Raw genomic sequence first — 15,662 nt, forward strand, 5'->3', positions numbered from 1 at the left:
GTGCTCCTGCCGCCGATCGCGCGAAGCATAGTAGAGCGCGGCTGGAGGCGCCCTCCCGCCGAACGGCCGGTCGTCGCGGACGTAAGCCCAGATGTGGCCGGTGATCGTCTTGCCTCTGGCGAGGATCGGCACCGTGGTGTCGTCGCCGTGAAGGCGCTCGGCGGCCAGAACATGCGCCTCGATCAGGGCATGGAGCGGTGCGAGGGCGACCGTCGCGGCACCGACCTGGTCGGCGAGGGTCGAGACCGACAGGTCGATCCCCTCGCGGCCATAGCGCTCGCTCTGCCGGTTCAGCGGCAAATGCTGCCCGAACTTTTCGAACAGGATCGTCGCCAGAAGGTGCGGTCCGGCAAAGCCGCGCGGCGTCACGTGGAACGGTGCGGGCGGCTGCGTGATCCGCTCGCACTGACGGCAGGCGAACCGCTCGCGCACCGTCTGGATCACCTTCCAGCGACGGGGGATCACCTCCAGCGTCTCGGTGATGTCCTCGCCGAGCTTCGACAGCCGGGTCGAGCCGCAGCACGGGCAGCTCTCCGGCGCGGCGATCACGACACGCTCGCGCGGCAGATGGGCCGGGAAGGGTTTGCGCGCGGGCCGCTTGCGCGTGAACGCCGGGGCCGATCCTGTCTGCGTTGCCGCGGTCTCGGCCACCAGCTCATCTTCGCTGGCCGTCGTCTCGAGATCCTCCAGCTGCAGCTCCATCTGCTCCAGAAGCCGAGCCTTGCGCTCGGAGCGGCTGCCGTAGAGCTCGCGCCTCAGCTTCTCGATCTGGAGCTTGAGATGGGCGACCAGGGCGGTCACGTCCGACTGCGCCGCTTCCGCGGCAAGGCGGCGTGCCCGCTCCGCGCGGATCATCGCGTGGGCGCTGGCAAGGTCGTCGGGGAGCGAATCGGCGGCGCTGTTCACACCTTGAGCGAATCACGATCGCCGGGGCGCGCCAAGGCAAAACATCACCCGACCGACGTCGGACGCCAGGTCTCTTGCGGGTGACGCCAGTCGATCCCTTCGAGCAGATAGCCGAGCTGCGCAGGCGTGATCGTCACCGCGCCATCGGCCGGCGAGGGCCACAGGAAGCGGCCCCGCTCCAGCCGCTTCGTGAAGAGACACGCCCCCTGGCCGTCGTGCCAGATCACCTTCAGAAGGTCGCCCCGGCGCCCGCGGAAGCAGAACAGATGGCCGCTCAGCGGGTCGCGCCGCAGCACCTCCTGGACCATCAGCGACAGGCCGGGGAATCCCTTGCGCATGTCCGTGTGGCCGGTCGCGAGCCACACCCTCACGCCACTCGGAACCGGGATCATCGCCGTTCCAGAACGGCGACCACGCGGGCCAGCGCCTCGCCGTCCACGTCGGCGCCGACGACGATCCGCCGGCCGCAGGCGAGAACGATCTCCATCCGCGAGGCCGTCACCGGGGTTTCAGGCCGCGGCTCTATCTCTCGCGCCTCGGGCGGATGCGGTTCCGGCTCGATGATGGCAGGCACGAACGTCGGCGTCTTCTCAGATCGGGGCGGCTCCACCCGGAACGCACGCCTCCACGTCACCAGCTGCGAGCGCGAGATCCCGTGCCGCCGGGCCGTCGCCGAGACCAGACGCGGACCCTCCATGCTCTCCAGCACGATCTTCAGCTTCTCATCATCGCTCCAGCGACGCCGGCGGCCCCTCTCGACCACCTCCAACCGCTCGAACGCCCTGTGCGTATGCCTGTCCATACGCACAGTTCTCCGCCGCGACGCTCACCACCCGCAAGGCGGCCTCCGCCGGAGGCTTACGATGCTGGACAACTCCGCGCTGAAGGATCTCCTGGGAAAAAAGTGGTGAGGCCCGCGGCGCGTCGGGAGGCCGTGGCGCACCTGCGCGACGCCTTCGACATGAGCGAGCGGCGGGCCTGCCGGGTCATCGGAGCGGATCGGTCGAGCGTGCGCGACCGCGCCACCATGCCGGATGACGCCGAGCTGCGGGCGAGGCTGAAGGCTCTGGCGGCCGAGCGCCGGCGCTTCGGCTATCGCCGTCTCCACGTTCTCTTGCGTCGCGAGGGCCACGCGGTGAACCGCAAGAAGGTTCAGCGGATCTATCGCGAGGAGAAGTTGACGGTCCGCCGACGTGGCGGACGCAAGCGGGCGATCGGCACACGCGCGCCCCTGGTGTTGCCGCAGGCGCCGAACCAGCGATGGAGCCTCGACTTCGTCTCCGATCAGCTGACCGACGGGCGCCGCTTCCGCATCCTGGCGCTCGTAGACGACTGCACGCGCGAATGCCTGGCTCTGATCGCGGACACGTCGTTGTCGGGCCGGCGCGTTGCTCGCGAGCTCGACAACTTGGTGCGCCTCAGGGGCCGTCCCAAGGCGATCGTCAGCGACAACGGCACCGAGCTGACGTCGAACGCGATCCTCGGCTGGGCGAGCGACACCAGGACCGACTGGCATTACATCGCACCGGGCAAGCCGCAGCAGAATGGCTTCATCGAGAGCTTTAACGGACGGCTGCGCGACGAGCTTCTCAACGAGACGCTGTTCCACTCGCTCCCGCATGCCCGTGCCGTGCTCGAGGCCTGGCGCCGAGACTACAACGAAGAGCGCCCGCATTCGCGCCTCGGTTGGATGACGCCGCGGGCCTATTGCGATGCCCTCACCACAACGACCGGCCGGGACGCTGCGCTCCGCAAGGGCTCCGCGCCCCGGCCTCTTCCACACCACCCATCAACCCAGTTAGATCATCGCCCGACTCTCCGTCCGGCTGGATGATAAACGGGGGTCACGTCAGCGCCATTCACCTGACGGATCGAGCAAGGTGGAAAGCGTTGCGCTCGATTGCGTCAGATCGGATTTTAGACGCGTCGTGTCTACGTCCGCTGCGTTCAACACGTAGCGCAGGGAGTTTTCGAGCTGCGGCACAAGAAGGTGTGCCGCCTCGATAAAATCACCGTTGAAGAAGTGGGCGAAGCCGCGCCCGAAGATTGCTTCGTGGTGCGGCGGCACGAACGGGCTCATTGCCGCGAGCGTCGTCAGCACCCGCTCATCTGGGGCATGATCGAACACGATTTGGTAGCGGCCTGGCTCGATCTGCCCTGCCACAACCAAACCACGCCTCATCTGCTCGTGCTGGATGATCTGGACCCGAATGTTCGCCTCATTGGGAGGACTCGCGAAACCGCCGGCGGGTGGCGTTCGCGAGGCCGGCTTGAAGGTCTCATCATAGATCACCGAGGCGAACAGGCTGCCAAAGGGAGATCGTCTGATGGATTCCTCTGCCTCCCGGCGAAGAGCGGCGACGGCGGGTGAGCGGCTTTGGACCGAGTAGATGAGGAGAGCATCCGCCAATTCCTTGCCGCCCAATTGCGCCTTGGTCCCTCGACAATCTCGGAGATGTCAGTCGAGGACGAAATCGGCGCCATGAAATCGGCGATATCACCCTGCTTGCGCACCAAACGCGCTTGCAGATCAGCGCGTCTGGCATTCGTGCCTCGAACTCGTCGCAACGTTGCAATCGCCTGTTCAAGCCAATGGGTCTCGTGCATGGGACTTTTCGCCATACGATCGGCAGTTTCGACGAGGCGCTCTGCAACCTGAACCAGCGCCCGGTCGGCATCGACCTTTCGATCAGCGCGTGAATAAGCGCGAGCGGTCAGACGCCAAAGCTGCTCCGGTCCGTCTTTGTCGCCAGCAGCCGCCCTGGTGGCGGCAAACGCTTCTGCCGTTTTTGCAAGACTTGCGGCCCTTGTCGTTTTGAAGTCCAGTTCCAGATCGCTCGCCCGCACGAAACCGAACACGTCTTCGCGCCTCAGCGCCGGCTGCCGGACCTTCTTGGCGAGTGAAACGAGATCATCGGTTTGCCCGCCGCCCCAGCCGATCTGCCGTTGCAGGACGCAAGCGCGGCGCAGCAGGTCAAGCGCACGAGGGCCGCTTGCCTCATTGCGGCGGCTTCGCATCTCGGCCTTGCCCGCCAAAAGCCGGCGGACGCATTCGATATAGCTCTCGATCGCCAGTCGAGCGGCTTCGTGCTGCTTGGTGTTCACCCATGCGAGATCAGCCAGCCGCGCTTTGAGGGCGGGGTGGGCAACTTCAGCCGCCAGCTCGCCGAATACCAGTGACTGTTTGCCTCGATATGTAAGGGGCGTTGGACTTGATCCGGTCGCCCACGCCATCAGCGGAGTGAAAGGTTTCAATGGCTCCCCTGCCTGTAGACTCATCGTACAAACACCTCCCAGAAGATTGTAGACGGCTGCCTTTTCTACATTGCCAGCCAACTCGGCCGCGTCGCGCGCCGTCGAATAGTGTCGCCACAGCACCGAGCAGTCGACTGAACGCTCGCCAGAGATTGGCATCTCTGGGTCTGCCGATAGAATAGCCGCGAGCACGATCAGGGAGGGTTCGGATTTCTGTTCAGTCTGCGGTGCGTCGGACATGAATGTAAGACTCGGTGTAGGTTTCGCTGATCCTCGCACAGTAAAGGCTCGTGCCGCGATGGTCACAGTGAAAGGAATGAGACATATTGCGGCATTAGAGTGCTATAGCGTAGACATAGTTCTCATCATCACCCGGCGTGGCGCGCCACAAAACCCAACCCCCACTCACCACAACCCCCACGCTGTCCGCCAGCGACCCGACCCCGTCGGCGCTTCGGTCGTGGTCATCCCGCTCATTGCGGCGAGCCCGTTGCGAACGCGCTGGCGGCCGGGTAGCTCTCTCCAATGTCGTGCTTTGATCGAACGGGCTGGGTTCCCGTGCGGACGGGAGAGTCGGGCGATGCGGTCTATCGCAGCGGCGACGGGGCGGCGGCTTATGCCAAGATCGCAGCGCCCGGGCGTGAGCGGGACCTTCAATGCGAGCGTGACCGATTGTTGTGGCTCGAAGGTCGCGGCATTCCGTGCCCCCACGTGCTCGAATGGCATGAGGACGAGGCTTGCCTCGTCACCGCCGCCGTACCCGGCATTCCGGCGAGCGACCTGCCGGCCGAGGGCTTGTTCGCGGCGTGGCCCTCGATGGTGGAGATGCTCGCCGCGCTGCACCGGCTCGATCCCCGCGCCTGCCGCTTCGAAAGGCGTCTCGAGGCGATGTTGACGCGTGCGCGCGATGTCGTCGCGCGCGATGCCGTGAACCCCGACTTTTTGTCCGACGCGGATCGATTGCTGCCTCCGGCATCGCTGCTGGCACGGCTGGAGGGCGCGGTGCCGTCTCTTCAGGCGCTCGAGGTGCGAGACAGGGTGGTCTGTCATGGGGACGCCACCATGGCGAACCTGATGGTGGATCCCGAGACGCTGCGCTGCACCGGATTTATCGATCTCGGCCGGTTGGGGGTCGTCGACCCCTATGTCGATATCGCGCTGATGCTGGCGAGCGCGGGGGAGACGTGGACCTCGGACGCGCAGGCCGATGCCGCGTTCGGCGCGTTGTTTCGCGGCCTCGGCATCGACCATCCCGACAGCGACCGCGCGGCGTTTTACCTTCAGCTCGATCCATTGACCTGGGGCTGATCGCGCCTGTCCTCGGATGCGGCGGGAGCGGGACCCGTCGGCCGCACCCGCCCGCGGTCGTCCGGCGGCGTCGTGGGCCTTGCGATTTCGCCGCGACGTTTCGGCAATTCCGCAGTCCACGCGAGCGGGGCGGGGGAGGGGTCTGGGACCGCTTGGGTGCTGACGAAATCGTCAAGCGGTGTGGGCGTGAATGGCGACGTCGCGCGTTGGAGGGGCGTCCATCGGCGCGCCCGGGCGGCGGGGCCGGCGAGGCGGATGTCGCCGATTGGCGTCGGGCCAAGGGTTCCATCTCGCCCGAAATCTCCTCTAAAACAGGCAGGGGTCGGCCTTGCCGGCTTCGTCGTGCGCATCTCGGCGGTCGATCGCGACCCGCCGAGCGAGACTGAGAGTGGGCTTGTGATACGTGAAATTCGTCGCCGTTTGGCTGGACTGGCGCTTGCTGCATCGTTCGTCGTCATGCTGGCGAACCCGAACGCGCTGGCCCAGGAGGCGATCGTCGAAACGCAGCCGAGCGTTGCGGCGGCCGATGACGGGACAAGCGGGGCCCGGCCGGTCCGCACCGGCAGCCCGCGCCTCACCATCGATACATTGCGCTATCTCACCGATGAGATCGAAGCCGCCGTGCTCGCTTATCGCAACGACAAGTCGGCCGAACAGCTCGACGATATCAATGTTCTGTTCGACCAGCTGATCGCGCTCATCGATCTTTCGGAGATCGCGCCGGCGACGCGGCGCGAGACGGGCGTGTCGACGGTTCTCGCAATTCTCGACATCGCGGGCCGGATCGATCTACCCGCGAGCGACGACATTCCGGACGTCGACGCCTTCAGTGACGACGAGAATGCGAGCTGGCGTCTGCCGCTGACGCCGCTGCGCCTCATCCGGCACGACGAGGGGCCGCGTCAGGGCGAATTCCTGTTCTCGGGCGCGACCGTGCGGGCCGCGCCGCGCTTTGCGACCGCGCTCATGGACGTGCCGATGGAGTCCGATCTCGCGTTCAGCTCCTGGACGCGGGGCTGGCCTCAGATCACCGGGCCGATGATCCCGGCCGATGTCGTGCGCGCCATGCCGGACGATGGCCGTTATCTTTGGCACGGTACGCCGCGCTGGAAGGTCGCCTCCGTCATCGTCACGGTGGCGCTCGCGGGCGCCTTGCTCGCCGGGTTCACGCTTTTGGTCTGGCCGAAGCCGGAGGACGGGCGCACGCTGCGCGTCGTGCGCCGCCTGGTGCCGCCGTTCGTCACGTTGATCACGATCGGCGTCGTCGACTGGTTCTTCGACGATCAGATCAACCTCTCCGGCGAATTCGCCGGTTGGATGACGCATTTTTCGGTCGTCTGCACCTATCTCACCTTGGCGTGGCTCTTCTGGGTGGTCGTGACGGGCGCCTTCAACTGGATGATGAGCACGCCGGAGGGGCCGAAGCAGAGCCTCAATGCGAGCCTCGTGAAGCTGGGGGCGCGCATCGTCGGCGTGATCGGCATTCTCGTCATTCTCGGGATCGGGGGCACCGAGCTCGGGTTGCCGGTCATGAGTGTGGTCGCCGGCCTCGGTGTCGGTTCGCTGGCGGTGGCGCTCGCGGTGCGGCCCTCGCTCGAAAACCTCATCGGCGGCTTCGTCCTCTTTGCCGATCAGCCGGTGCGCGTGGGTGACTTCTGTTCCTTCGGCAGCTACATGGGCACCGTCGAGGCGATCGGCATCCGCTCCACCCAGATCCGTGGTCTCGACCGCACATTGATCTCGGTTCCGAACGCGAAATTCGCGGACATGGAGATCATCAACTGGGCCCAGTGCGACCGGATGCTGATCAACGAGACGATCGGATTGCGCTACGAGACGAGCCCCGATCAGCTTCGCTATGTCCTCGGCAATCTGCGGGCGATGGCCCACGCCCATCCGCGCATCGAGAGCGACACGATCCGCATCCGGTTCTCCGGTTACGGCGAATCGGCGCTCAAGATCGGCATTCGGATCTACGCCCTGACGCGCGAGTGGAACGACTTCTACGCGATCCGTGAGGACATTTTCCTGCGCATCTACGAAATCGTCGAGGAGGCGGGCACCGGCTTCGCGGTTCCGGCCTCGCGGCTCTATTTCAACCGCGATGCGGGGCTCGATGTGGACCGGACGCGTCACGCCGTGGGCGCCGTCGACGCCTGGCGCGAGAAGGGGGCGCTCCCGTTCCCCTTCATGTCGGATGCGCAGGTGAAGGAGGTGAGCGGAACGGTCGCCTACCCGCCGCGCGGCTCTGTAGAGCTCGGATCGGCCGGTGCCGCGCGTCGCAGCCGTGCGGAAAACCTCTCCGATGCCCAAGAGGAAGACGGCGATGACGTCGCCCTCGCGCAGGAGACGACGGACCGCCCCGGCGACCGGCAAAGCTAAGAGACCTCGGGCGGCCGATCCCGTCGACCAGCGGCCCGCCGGCCGCTCGCGGCGAGGCGGGGACGTTGGCCGGCGAGAGGATCGGCGGCTGCTTCCCGCCTTCCCCTGCGATGGATGGCTGGCGGGGAGCGGTGCGGCCCACGAAGGCCCGATGTCTCTCGCTCGGGCCGCATTCGCACCGAAAGGCTCGCGTTGAATCGAAACGGCCCGACGGCTTGGCTGTCGGGCCGTTTTGCGTTCGCCGCCGGCCTGACGGTGTTGCCGCCTATTCGGTAAGAGCGCCGGCCGCGGTACTCGATGGGCGGCGCGGATGGCGGGGAGACTCCGCGCCGCGAGGGGGGCGGCGCGGGTGAGGGGTCAGCGCATCAGCGAGGGCAGCAGAAGCGAGATCTGCGGCACGTAGGTCACGATGAGGAGCGCGAGGATCAGCGGCAGATAGAACGGCGCCAGCGCCGCGACCGCCCGATTGATCGACACGTCGCCCACCTTCGCGACGGCGAACAGCACCATCCCGACCGGCGGCGTCAGCAGCCCGATCATCAGGTTCAGCACCATCACGACGCCGAAATGGACCGGATCGATGCCGACCGAGACGGCGAGCGGCAGCAGCATCGGCGTGAAGATGGTGATCGCCGCGTTGGTCTCCATGAAGAGGCCGATGACCAACAGGAAGATGTTGATCAGGAGGAGCAGAAGGTAGGGATCGAGGCTCCACCCGTCGACGAGCGCGACCAGCTCCTGCGGGATCTGGCTGAAGACGAGAAGCCACGCATAGAGTGCCGCCGCGGCGATGATGATGAGGATGATCGCCGTCTCGCGCATCGTCTCCTTGAGGACGATCCAAAACCGCTCCAGCGTCATCTCGCGATAGACGAGGAGGGAGATGATCAGCGCATAGACCGCCGCGATCGCCGCCGCCTCCGTGGGGGTGAAGGCGCCCGTCCACATCCCGCCGATGATGATCACCGGGGTGATGATGGCGGGAAGGGCGGCGAAGAAGCTCGCAATGAGCGCGCCGAAGCCTTGCCAAACCTCGGTCGGCACGCCGAGCTTGCGCGAGCGGATGGCGACCACGATCATCAACATGCCCGCGAGGACGAGGCCCGGCAGGAGGCCCGCGATCAACAGCGAGGTCGCTGACGCGTTGGCGATCACCGCATAGACGATGAGCGGGATCGAGGGCGGGATGATCGGCCCGATGGTGGCCGAGGCGGCGGTCACGGCGACGGAGAAGTCGTCCGGGTAGCCGGCCTGTCGCATCGCCCGAATTTCCACCTGCCCGATGCCGACGGCATCCGCCACCGCGGAGCCCGACATACCGGAAAAGATGATCGACGCCGCGATGTTCACCTGTCCGAGGCCGCCGCGCCAATGGCCGACGAGGCGGCGGGCGAAGACGAAGATCCGGTCCGTCACGCCGCCCGAATTCATGATCTTGCCGGCGAGAATGAAGAACGGGATCGCGAGGAGGGGGAAGGAGTTCACCCCGTAGACCATGCGCTGGGCGATGATCGTGAAGGGGATCGCGTCGATCCCGCGATCGACGACCGTCACGATGAGCGAGGTGAGGCCGAGCGCGAAAGCCGCCGGAACGCCGATGATGAAGAGGACGAGGAGCGCCCCGATGAAAATCGTGAGGATCATGCGGGCTCCTCCGCGCTCTCGCCGGTCGTGAGCTGTGCGAGGCGGGACACGATGTCGAGCAGGACGATGAAGAGCATCATCGCGACGGCGAAGGCGACGGCGCCGTAGACATAGCCCATACGGAACCAGTCCATCGTCGCGGTGTAGGTGGTCCATGTCGCGCTCACCATGAGGACGCAGCCCCATGCGAGTGCGGCGAGGAAGAGGGCGATGAGGACATCGGCGAAGATCGCGATCACGGCCATCGTGCGCGGTCCGACGAGCGTCTCGATCACGTCGACGCGGATATGCTCGCGCGCGATGAGGACGACGACACCGCCGAAATAGGTCGTACCGACGGCCATCAGCCGGGCGAGCTCCTCGGTCCACATCAGCGGCTCGTTGAGAACGTAGCGGCAGAAGACCTGGACGAGCGAGGACATCAGCATGATGAGGAAGAAGGTGATCGCCACCGCCTCGAACAGGCGGTAGATGGTTCGGCGCACCGCCACGATCTGGCGCATGAAGGCTCCGATTCAATCAGCCGAATGGGGAGGCGAAGACGGCGCCCGCGCCCCGTCCACCGCTGGCGGGGGGGCAAGGCGCCGTCTGGCCGACGATGGGCGACACCCCGCGAGCGCGTTGCCGCGGGGGGCCTTGTCGCGTCAGTCGAGATACTGGGAGACGGCGTCCATCACGCCCGGCGCCCAGTTCTTGGCGAGCTCGTCGATCGCCGGACGGGCGGCGGCGACATAGGCGTCGCGGTCGACCTCGACCATTTCCATGCCGTGCTCGTCGACGAGGGCCGTACAGGTCGCTTCGATCTGCTCCTGGGCCACCTGGTCGCCATAGGCGGCGGCTTCCTTGGCCGAGTTCACGACGATTTCGCGCAGTTCAGGCGAAAGAGAATCGAGGAATTTCGACGAGATCGACCAATGGAAGACGGCCGGGACGTGCGCCGTCATCATGATGTGCGACTGGACCTCGTACATCTTCGCCTGGTTGATGTTGAAACAGGGATTCTCCTGCCCCTCGACGACGCCCATCTGCAGCGCGGAGAAGAGCTCCGGATAGGCGACCGGGGTCGGGCTCGCGCCGACGGCCGTCCAGGCCTGCACCCAGGACGGAATTTCCGGGACGCGCAGCTTGAGACCGGAGATATCGTCCGGCGTCGGGATCGCCTTGTTGGCGGTGAGCTGCCGGTCGCCGCGGCGATGGAAGGCGACGACGTCGATGCCGGCCTTCTCCTTGATGGCCGCCTTCGCCTTGTCACCGATCTCGCTATCCCAGAAGGCATAGACCTCTTCGGGGCCAGGGAACACGAAGGGGGTGACGACGGCGGCATATTCCGGCGCGATGACGCTGACGAGCAGGTCGCCGTTCAACGTCATCTGCACTTCGTTGACGGTGAGCTGCTCGACATTGTCCCGCTCGCCGCCGAGAACGGCGGAGGGATAGGTGCGCACGCGGATTTCGCCGTTCGAGCGCTCTTCGACCAGCTCCTTGAACTTGTCGACCGCCTCGAATTCCGGCCCCGGCGGCGAGGTGTGGAGCGCAAAGCCGATATCGATGGCGTTTGCGGACGTCGCGGCGAGCAGCGAGCCCGCGAAGATCGTGGAGAGTGCGATGGCCTTCATGGTCATGGGGTTTCCTCCGGTTTTTTGTTATTCGGTGGTGTCACCCGCGGCGAAGGCGGCGAACCGCTCCACCGCGTCGCGGACTGTGTCGCCGGGCGCGATGCCCGCCCGTGCGGCGCGTTCGTTGCGGGCGCTGACGCGGCCCGAGTCGTAATGATCGCGCGCGTCGCCGATGCGCGCGCTCCGATGGTCGACCGATGCGCAGGCGATGCCGGCCTCTTCGAGAAGCGCGACCGCGGCCCGTCCCGCATCGCCCTTTCCGCCACCCGCATCGTTGAAGAAGACGAGGAGCGGCCGGCCCTTCGCGGCAAAACCGGCCGAGATGCGGCCGCCGTGCGAGGCGGAGACGATGATCGTCCCGCCGTCTTCCGCGGTGATCAACGAGATGGAATCCATCAGGATGACGCGCGTGCCGTGCGCGTTGCCGATCGTCTCGTTCAGCATGACGCGCCTTTCTCGAGGCGTGCGATCGCAGCCTTCAGCGGCTCGCCGATCCGGTAGCCGGCGGCCTCGGCGCGGGCATTCAGCGCGCTGATCACGCCATGATGGTAGGTCTCGCCGCCAACGCCGATCACGGCGCTCTCGTGCGCGACGGCGCCGGCGGGAATGCCGGCCTCGTCGAGCAAGGCGAGCCCGGCGATCCCGGCATCGTCCTTGCCGCGGCCGGCGTCGTTGAAGAAGACGGCGGCGAGCGCGACGCGGGCGGCATATTCCCCGGAGCTCAGCCCGCCGTGCGAGCCGGTCGCAATGATCTGCCCTTCGTCCTGCGGGGCGACATGGGCGATCGTGTCGAGCGCGACCACATTGCGTTCGCCGAGGTGGGCGACGACCTCGCGCACCATCGTGAGGTCGGCGAGATCGCTCATGACGCGGGCGCCGGATCGAGGCCGGACATCTCGTGGAGGAGGAGGGCGAGGGAGGAGTTGTCGAGATCGGCGCGGCCCGTCGCGGCGAGCATCGCGTAGAGCTCGCGGATGAGGGCGGTCGCCGGAAGGGGGGTGTTGGACGCTCCCGCGGTCTCGAGCGCGATCCGCAGATCCTTGATCTGGAGGGCGACGCGGAAGCCCGCCGCATAGTTGCCGTCGAGGACGCGCTGGCCGTGGAGGTCGAGCGCGCGGCTCTGGGCGAAGCCGCCGAGAAGGGCGTCACGCACGCGGGCGGGGTCGACGCCGTTCTTGCGGGCGAGGGTGAGGGATTCGGCGACCGCCTGGATCGAGATCGCGACGGCGACCTGATTGCACGCCTTGCAGACCTGCCCGGCGCCGGCCTCGCCGATGTGGTTTATCGTTTTGCCCATCACAGAGAGGACCGGCCGCACCCGCTCGAGCGTCGCCGCATCGCCGCCGACCATGATCGAAAGCGTGCCCTGTTCGGCGCCCTGAAAGCCGCCCGAAACGGGCGCGTCGAGCATCGAGACGCCGGCCGCGGCGAGGCGCGCCGCGAAGTCGCGCGTCGCGACGGGCGAGATCGAGCTCATATCGACGAGGGCGGTGCCGGGGCGAAGCGCCGGGGCGAGGCCGTTTTCGCCGAAGAGGACGGTGTCGACATCGCCGGTGTCGGGAAGCATCAGGACGACGATGTCCGCCGCCGCGATCCCTTCGAGCGATCCGGCATCGCGCGCGCCTGCACCGACGAGATCGTCGACCGCGGCGCGGTTGAGGTCGTGGACGAGGAGCGGAACGCCGGCCTTCACGAGATTACGGGCCATGTGCCGGCCCATCACACCGAGGCCGACAAAGCCGACGGTTTCGTATTCGCTGCTCATGTCGCTCGACGTCCTAGTTGGTCTTGCAGTGGAGGCCGCCATCGACGGGAAGATCGATGCCGGTGATGTATTTCGCCTCGTCGGAGGCGAGGAAGAGGGCGGCGTGCGCGATGTCCCACCCGTCGCCCATGCGCTTCATGGGGCTCGCGGCGGCGCGCTTTTCGCGCATCTCTGTGAAGTCGGAATAGTGGGCCTTCATCGCCTCATAGATGTGCGGCGTGTCCATCAGGCCGGGAAGAACGGTATTGGCGCGTATTCCCTTGTCGGCATACTGCAACGCGACGGCGCGGGTGAAATGGTTCACCGCGGCTTTCGAGGCGTAATAGGAGATATAGTTGAAGCCGAGATAGCGGATCGAGGCGAGCGACGAGATGTTGACGATCGAGCCGCGCCGCTGCTCCTCCATGACGGGCAGAACTGCCTTGCAGGTGAGGAACATGCTCTTGAGGTTGATGTCCATCACCCGATCCCACTCCGCCTCGGAGGTGTCGATCGGGCCGCCTTGGGAGTTGGTGCCGACATTGTTGTGAAGGACGTCGATCTGCCCCCACGCGTCGAGCGTGCCGTCGACGACGGCGCGGATCGTGTCGAACTGGGTGACGTTGGCCTCGAACGCGATGGCGGTGCCGCCTTCGGCTTCGATGATGGCGCGCGTCGCCTCGGCGGCGGCTGGGTTGAGATCGACGCAGGCGACCTTGGCCCCTTCGCGGGCATACAAGACGGCCGCGGCTTTGCCATTGCCCCAGCCTTCGCCGACGGATCCCGCGCCGAAGACCACGGCGACCCTGTTATCGAGACGTCCGGTCACGATTCCTCCCAAAATTTATTCCGGATCCGACGATTCGCCGCCCCGGTGGCCGGCTGGTTTGTCCCGCTCGGCCTGTTCTTGTATGCCAACTGTGTTCCGATGCTGGGCGGCTGTCAACGCATTGCTGCGTAACTGTTGGCAGGATTCTTGACGGCTCAATCGCAATAAGCCTGAAACTTTCAGGCATTTGGCGCTTGCTTGCGAAGTTTTACACTTCTCTTGAATTTCCTCTGCGTGTCGGTCAGGGTTCATGGTATGCCATATGGCCCGCCCGGGGCTTCAGCCGCGGACGTCACGGTGCGAGCGAGATGACTGCGACGGACGACATCCAAGACGCCGAGCCCGACATCGACGATCCGGGCGATCCACCGATGCCCGAACGGGTCGCGGCGTTGATCCGGGAACAGATTTTGGAGGACCGCCTCAAGCCCGGTATGCCGGTTCGCGAGCGGATCCTCGCCAAGGCGCTCGGCGTGTCACGGACGCCGTTGCGCGAGGCGCTGAAGATCCTGTCGGTCGAGGGCCTCGTCGACCTCACCCCGCGGCGCGGGGCGGTGGTCGCCGCGCCGTCACCCAAGGAGCAGCGCGAGCTTCTCCAGCTTCTCGGCGCGATCGAAGGTTTCGCCGGCACGCTTGCTTGCGACGCGATCACCGAAGACGCGATGAAGGAGCTGCGCGCCACGCATTACGAGATGCTGGCGGCGATCATGCGGGGCGATCGGCTCACGTATTTCCGCCACAACCAGGCGATCCATCGCGGCATTGTCGAGGCGACGGGCAACGGCGTGTTGATCGCCTATCACCGGCAGATCAATCTTCGCCTCTACCGCGTGCGCTATGTCGTCAACCTGCGGACCGAGCGTTGGGAGAGCGCGATCGCCGAGCACGAGGCCATCCTCGACGCGCTGCAGGCCGGCGACAAGCCGCGAATCCGCACCATCCTCGAAATGCACGTCCTCGCCGCGTTCGATCAGATGGAGCGCGACGGCAAGGGCGACGCGCCGCCGACCGCACGCCCTTGATGTCGGTCCGGCTCCGAACGGTATGCCGCGGGGCGGTCGGGTGATTTTGGTGAGGCATACTGCAGAGGCCAGCGCGGGCTCTGGTATGCAAGCGACTGCTATGTCGCGATCGGCATGTCGAGATCGCCGACATCGTGGACGAGCGTGTCCACGGTGCGCGATTGGAGGAGCTGCACGAGGCGGTGTTTGGTGTAGCGCGAATGATCGGGCAGGAGCACGATCAGCCGCTCCCGATCGCCCGCGGCGAGCACGTCGATGATCTCGTCATGTTGTTCGAGATTGCTCGCGAACTGCGCCGATTGAAGCGTCGGCTCCCGCGTCTCGGCCTTGTAGATATAAAGGAGGAGGCGCTGCACGTGATGGTGCACGTTCTGGGCGTGCTCGTAGAGGAGCCAGTTGCCGATCGTCTGGTGGATCCTGAGATGAAAGGCGTGGTTCAACTGGGTGATCGCCAAGAAGGCGCGCTCGGCGACGCATTGGCGATAGTCGGCCTGGATCGCGCGCAAGTCTTCGATGAGATCGGGGTCGTCCAACCGGCACATCTGGGCCGCAATCGATTCGGCGAGCTGCTGGGCGATCAGAACCTCACCCATCTCGTCGATATCGAGCTTGCGGACATAAGTCCCGCCGCGCTGGGGAAGGATGCGCACGAAGCCCTCTGCGGCGAGCCGGTTGAGCGCCTCGCGGGCAGGCGTGCGACCGAGGCCGAAGCGTTCGACGAGAAGACGCTCGTCGATCCGGCTGCCCGGCTCCAGGGTGAGGTCGATGATGCGGGCGCGCAAAAGATCGAGCGCGGCGTCGGCCTGGGAGGGGGAGGGCGCCTCCGACAGCCCGCGGCCACGCCGGACGGCGGCGCGATCGCTCGCCCGCTCGCGCGGCGCCTTCGCCGTTTCGCCGGTGGCCGAGCCACGCAACTTGCCGCCCATCACGTCCCCGCTTTCGGCCGGTCGGTCGCG

Annotated in this window: 16 protein-coding genes and 1 pseudogene; 4 read left to right on the plus strand and 13 right to left on the minus strand. The window is 66.3% G+C overall.

All coding sequences use genetic code 11. From position 1 onward, the window contains the following. From tnpC to tnpA, 3 genes are all read right to left on the minus strand, one after another. Positions 1-855 (minus strand): IS66 family transposase (tnpC, locus tag L1787_RS07390; protein ID WP_235708126.1); only part of this gene is annotated, 855 nt, incomplete at its 3' end. A gap of 95 nt (positions 856-950) precedes the next feature. After that, complete coding sequence (gene tnpB / locus L1787_RS07395) at positions 951-1,298, minus strand: IS66 family insertion sequence element accessory protein TnpB (RefSeq protein ID WP_235708053.1); 348 nt, start codon at positions 1,296-1,298, stop codon at positions 951-953. After that, entirely contained in the window at positions 1,295-1,708 is a 414-nt protein-coding gene (gene tnpA / locus L1787_RS07400) for an IS66-like element accessory protein TnpA (RefSeq protein ID WP_235708054.1), read from the minus strand. The genes tnpB and tnpA overlap by 4 nt, the downstream gene beginning before the upstream one ends. Before the next feature lie 61 nt (positions 1,709-1,769). On the opposite strand from tnpA, the pseudogene L1787_RS07405 reads away from it, so the two are divergent. Further along, positions 1,770-2,740 (plus strand): annotated as a pseudogene (locus tag L1787_RS07405) (IS3 family transposase); the annotation flags it as partial. Between the two features lie 15 nt (positions 2,741-2,755). Here the strand turns inward: L1787_RS07405 and L1787_RS07410 are convergent. Both L1787_RS07410 and L1787_RS07415 read right to left on the minus strand, forming a co-directional pair. Next, on the minus strand, positions 2,756-3,199 hold the full coding sequence (locus tag L1787_RS07410; protein ID WP_235708055.1) for a hypothetical protein: 444 nt from the start codon (positions 3,197-3,199) through the stop codon (positions 2,756-2,758). Further along, entirely contained in the window at positions 3,196-4,401 is a 1,206-nt protein-coding gene (locus L1787_RS07415) for a DUF7380 domain-containing protein (RefSeq protein ID WP_235708056.1), read from the minus strand. The genes L1787_RS07410 and L1787_RS07415 overlap by 4 nt, the downstream gene beginning before the upstream one ends. 285 nt (positions 4,402-4,686) lie before the next feature. Here L1787_RS07415 and L1787_RS07420 point away from each other — a divergent pair, with 285 nt between their 5' ends. Continuing rightward, positions 4,687-5,469, plus strand: coding sequence for an aminoglycoside 3'-phosphotransferase (locus L1787_RS07420; RefSeq protein ID WP_235708057.1), 783 nt, complete (start codon positions 4,687-4,689; stop codon positions 5,467-5,469). 456 nt (positions 5,470-5,925) lie between these two features. Next, positions 5,926-7,851, plus strand: coding sequence for a mechanosensitive ion channel family protein (locus tag L1787_RS07425; RefSeq protein ID WP_235708058.1), 1,926 nt, complete (start codon positions 5,926-5,928; stop codon positions 7,849-7,851). 357 nt (positions 7,852-8,208) lie between these two features. Here the strand turns inward: L1787_RS07425 and L1787_RS07430 are convergent, their stop codons facing one another. From L1787_RS07430 to L1787_RS07460, 7 genes are all read right to left on the minus strand, one after another. Continuing rightward, on the minus strand, positions 8,209-9,495 hold the full coding sequence (locus tag L1787_RS07430; protein WP_235708059.1) for a TRAP transporter large permease: 1,287 nt from the start codon (positions 9,493-9,495) through the stop codon (positions 8,209-8,211). Beyond that, on the minus strand, positions 9,492-9,998 hold the full coding sequence (locus tag L1787_RS07435; RefSeq protein ID WP_235708060.1) for a TRAP transporter small permease: 507 nt from the start codon (positions 9,996-9,998) through the stop codon (positions 9,492-9,494). The genes L1787_RS07430 and L1787_RS07435 overlap by 4 nt, the downstream gene beginning before the upstream one ends. A 141-nt stretch (positions 9,999-10,139) precedes the next feature. Then, positions 10,140-11,117 carry a TRAP transporter substrate-binding protein gene (locus L1787_RS07440; RefSeq protein ID WP_235708061.1) on the minus strand — a complete coding sequence of 326 codons (978 nt, stop codon included), beginning with the start codon at positions 11,115-11,117 and terminating at the stop codon, positions 10,140-10,142. Positions 11,118-11,138: 21 nt separating this feature from the next. After that, positions 11,139-11,555 (minus strand): hypothetical protein, encoded by a 417-nt coding sequence (locus L1787_RS07445; protein WP_235708062.1) that lies wholly within the window; start codon positions 11,553-11,555, stop codon positions 11,139-11,141. Further along, positions 11,549-11,977: a hypothetical protein gene (locus L1787_RS07450; RefSeq protein WP_235708063.1), complete on the minus strand. Its 429-nt coding sequence runs from the start codon at positions 11,975-11,977 to the stop codon at positions 11,549-11,551. The genes L1787_RS07445 and L1787_RS07450 overlap by 7 nt, the downstream gene beginning before the upstream one ends. Then, the gene (locus tag L1787_RS07455) at positions 11,974-12,876 is read right to left on the minus strand and encodes an NAD(P)-dependent oxidoreductase (RefSeq protein WP_235708064.1); all 903 of its coding nucleotides are present in this window, start codon (positions 12,874-12,876) and stop codon (positions 11,974-11,976) included. Before L1787_RS07455 ends, L1787_RS07450 begins: the two co-directional genes overlap by 4 nt. A 13-nt stretch (positions 12,877-12,889) precedes the next feature. Then, positions 12,890-13,684: an SDR family NAD(P)-dependent oxidoreductase gene (locus L1787_RS07460; protein ID WP_235708065.1), complete on the minus strand. Its 795-nt coding sequence runs from the start codon at positions 13,682-13,684 to the stop codon at positions 12,890-12,892. Between the two features lie 308 nt (positions 13,685-13,992). Between L1787_RS07460 and L1787_RS07465 the strand changes: the two genes are divergently transcribed. Further along, positions 13,993-14,706 carry a GntR family transcriptional regulator gene (locus L1787_RS07465; RefSeq protein WP_235708066.1) on the plus strand — a complete coding sequence of 238 codons (714 nt, stop codon included), beginning with the start codon at positions 13,993-13,995 and terminating at the stop codon, positions 14,704-14,706. A 98-nt stretch (positions 14,707-14,804) separates the two neighbouring features. Here L1787_RS07465 and L1787_RS07470 read toward each other — a convergent pair whose 3' ends face one another. After that, on the minus strand, positions 14,805-15,632 hold the full coding sequence (locus tag L1787_RS07470) for a GntR family transcriptional regulator (RefSeq protein WP_235708067.1): 828 nt from the start codon (positions 15,630-15,632) through the stop codon (positions 14,805-14,807). Positions 15,633-15,662 lie beyond the last annotated feature (30 nt).

The sequence above is a fragment of the Acuticoccus kalidii genome (assembly GCF_021556395.1).
GTDB lineage: Bacteria > Pseudomonadota > Alphaproteobacteria > Rhizobiales > Amorphaceae > Acuticoccus > Acuticoccus kalidii.

What these genes read in the sequence shown, in the direction of transcription:
- L1787_RS07450 (WP_235708063.1), bottom strand. Translation starts at nt 11,977, where the DNA reads ATGAGCGATCTCGCCGACCTCACGATGGTGCGCGAGGTCGTCGCCCAC.
- tnpB (WP_235708053.1), bottom strand. Translation starts at nt 1,298, where the DNA reads ATGATCCCGGTTCCGAGTGGCGTGAGGGTGTGGCTCGCGACCGGCCAC.
- L1787_RS07470 (WP_235708067.1), bottom strand. Translation starts at nt 15,632, where the DNA reads ATGGGCGGCAAGTTGCGTGGCTCGGCCACCGGCGAAACGGCGAAGGCG.
- tnpA (WP_235708054.1), bottom strand. Translation starts at nt 1,708, where the DNA reads ATGGACAGGCATACGCACAGGGCGTTCGAGCGGTTGGAGGTGGTCGAG.
- L1787_RS07440 (WP_235708061.1), bottom strand. Translation starts at nt 11,117, where the DNA reads ATGACCATGAAGGCCATCGCACTCTCCACGATCTTCGCGGGCTCGCTG.
- L1787_RS07445 (WP_235708062.1), bottom strand. Translation starts at nt 11,555, where the DNA reads ATGCTGAACGAGACGATCGGCAACGCGCACGGCACGCGCGTCATCCTG.
- L1787_RS07465 (WP_235708066.1), top strand. Translation starts at nt 13,993, where the DNA reads ATGACTGCGACGGACGACATCCAAGACGCCGAGCCCGACATCGACGAT.
- L1787_RS07420 (WP_235708057.1), top strand. Translation starts at nt 4,687, where the DNA reads ATGTCGTGCTTTGATCGAACGGGCTGGGTTCCCGTGCGGACGGGAGAG.
- L1787_RS07455 (WP_235708064.1), bottom strand. Translation starts at nt 12,876, where the DNA reads ATGAGCAGCGAATACGAAACCGTCGGCTTTGTCGGCCTCGGTGTGATG.
- L1787_RS07415 (WP_235708056.1), bottom strand. Translation starts at nt 4,401, where the DNA reads ATGTCCGACGCACCGCAGACTGAACAGAAATCCGAACCCTCCCTGATC.
- L1787_RS07430 (WP_235708059.1), bottom strand. Translation starts at nt 9,495, where the DNA reads ATGATCCTCACGATTTTCATCGGGGCGCTCCTCGTCCTCTTCATCATC.
- L1787_RS07435 (WP_235708060.1), bottom strand. Translation starts at nt 9,998, where the DNA reads ATGCGCCAGATCGTGGCGGTGCGCCGAACCATCTACCGCCTGTTCGAG.
- L1787_RS07425 (WP_235708058.1), top strand. Translation starts at nt 5,926, where the DNA reads ATGCTGGCGAACCCGAACGCGCTGGCCCAGGAGGCGATCGTCGAAACG.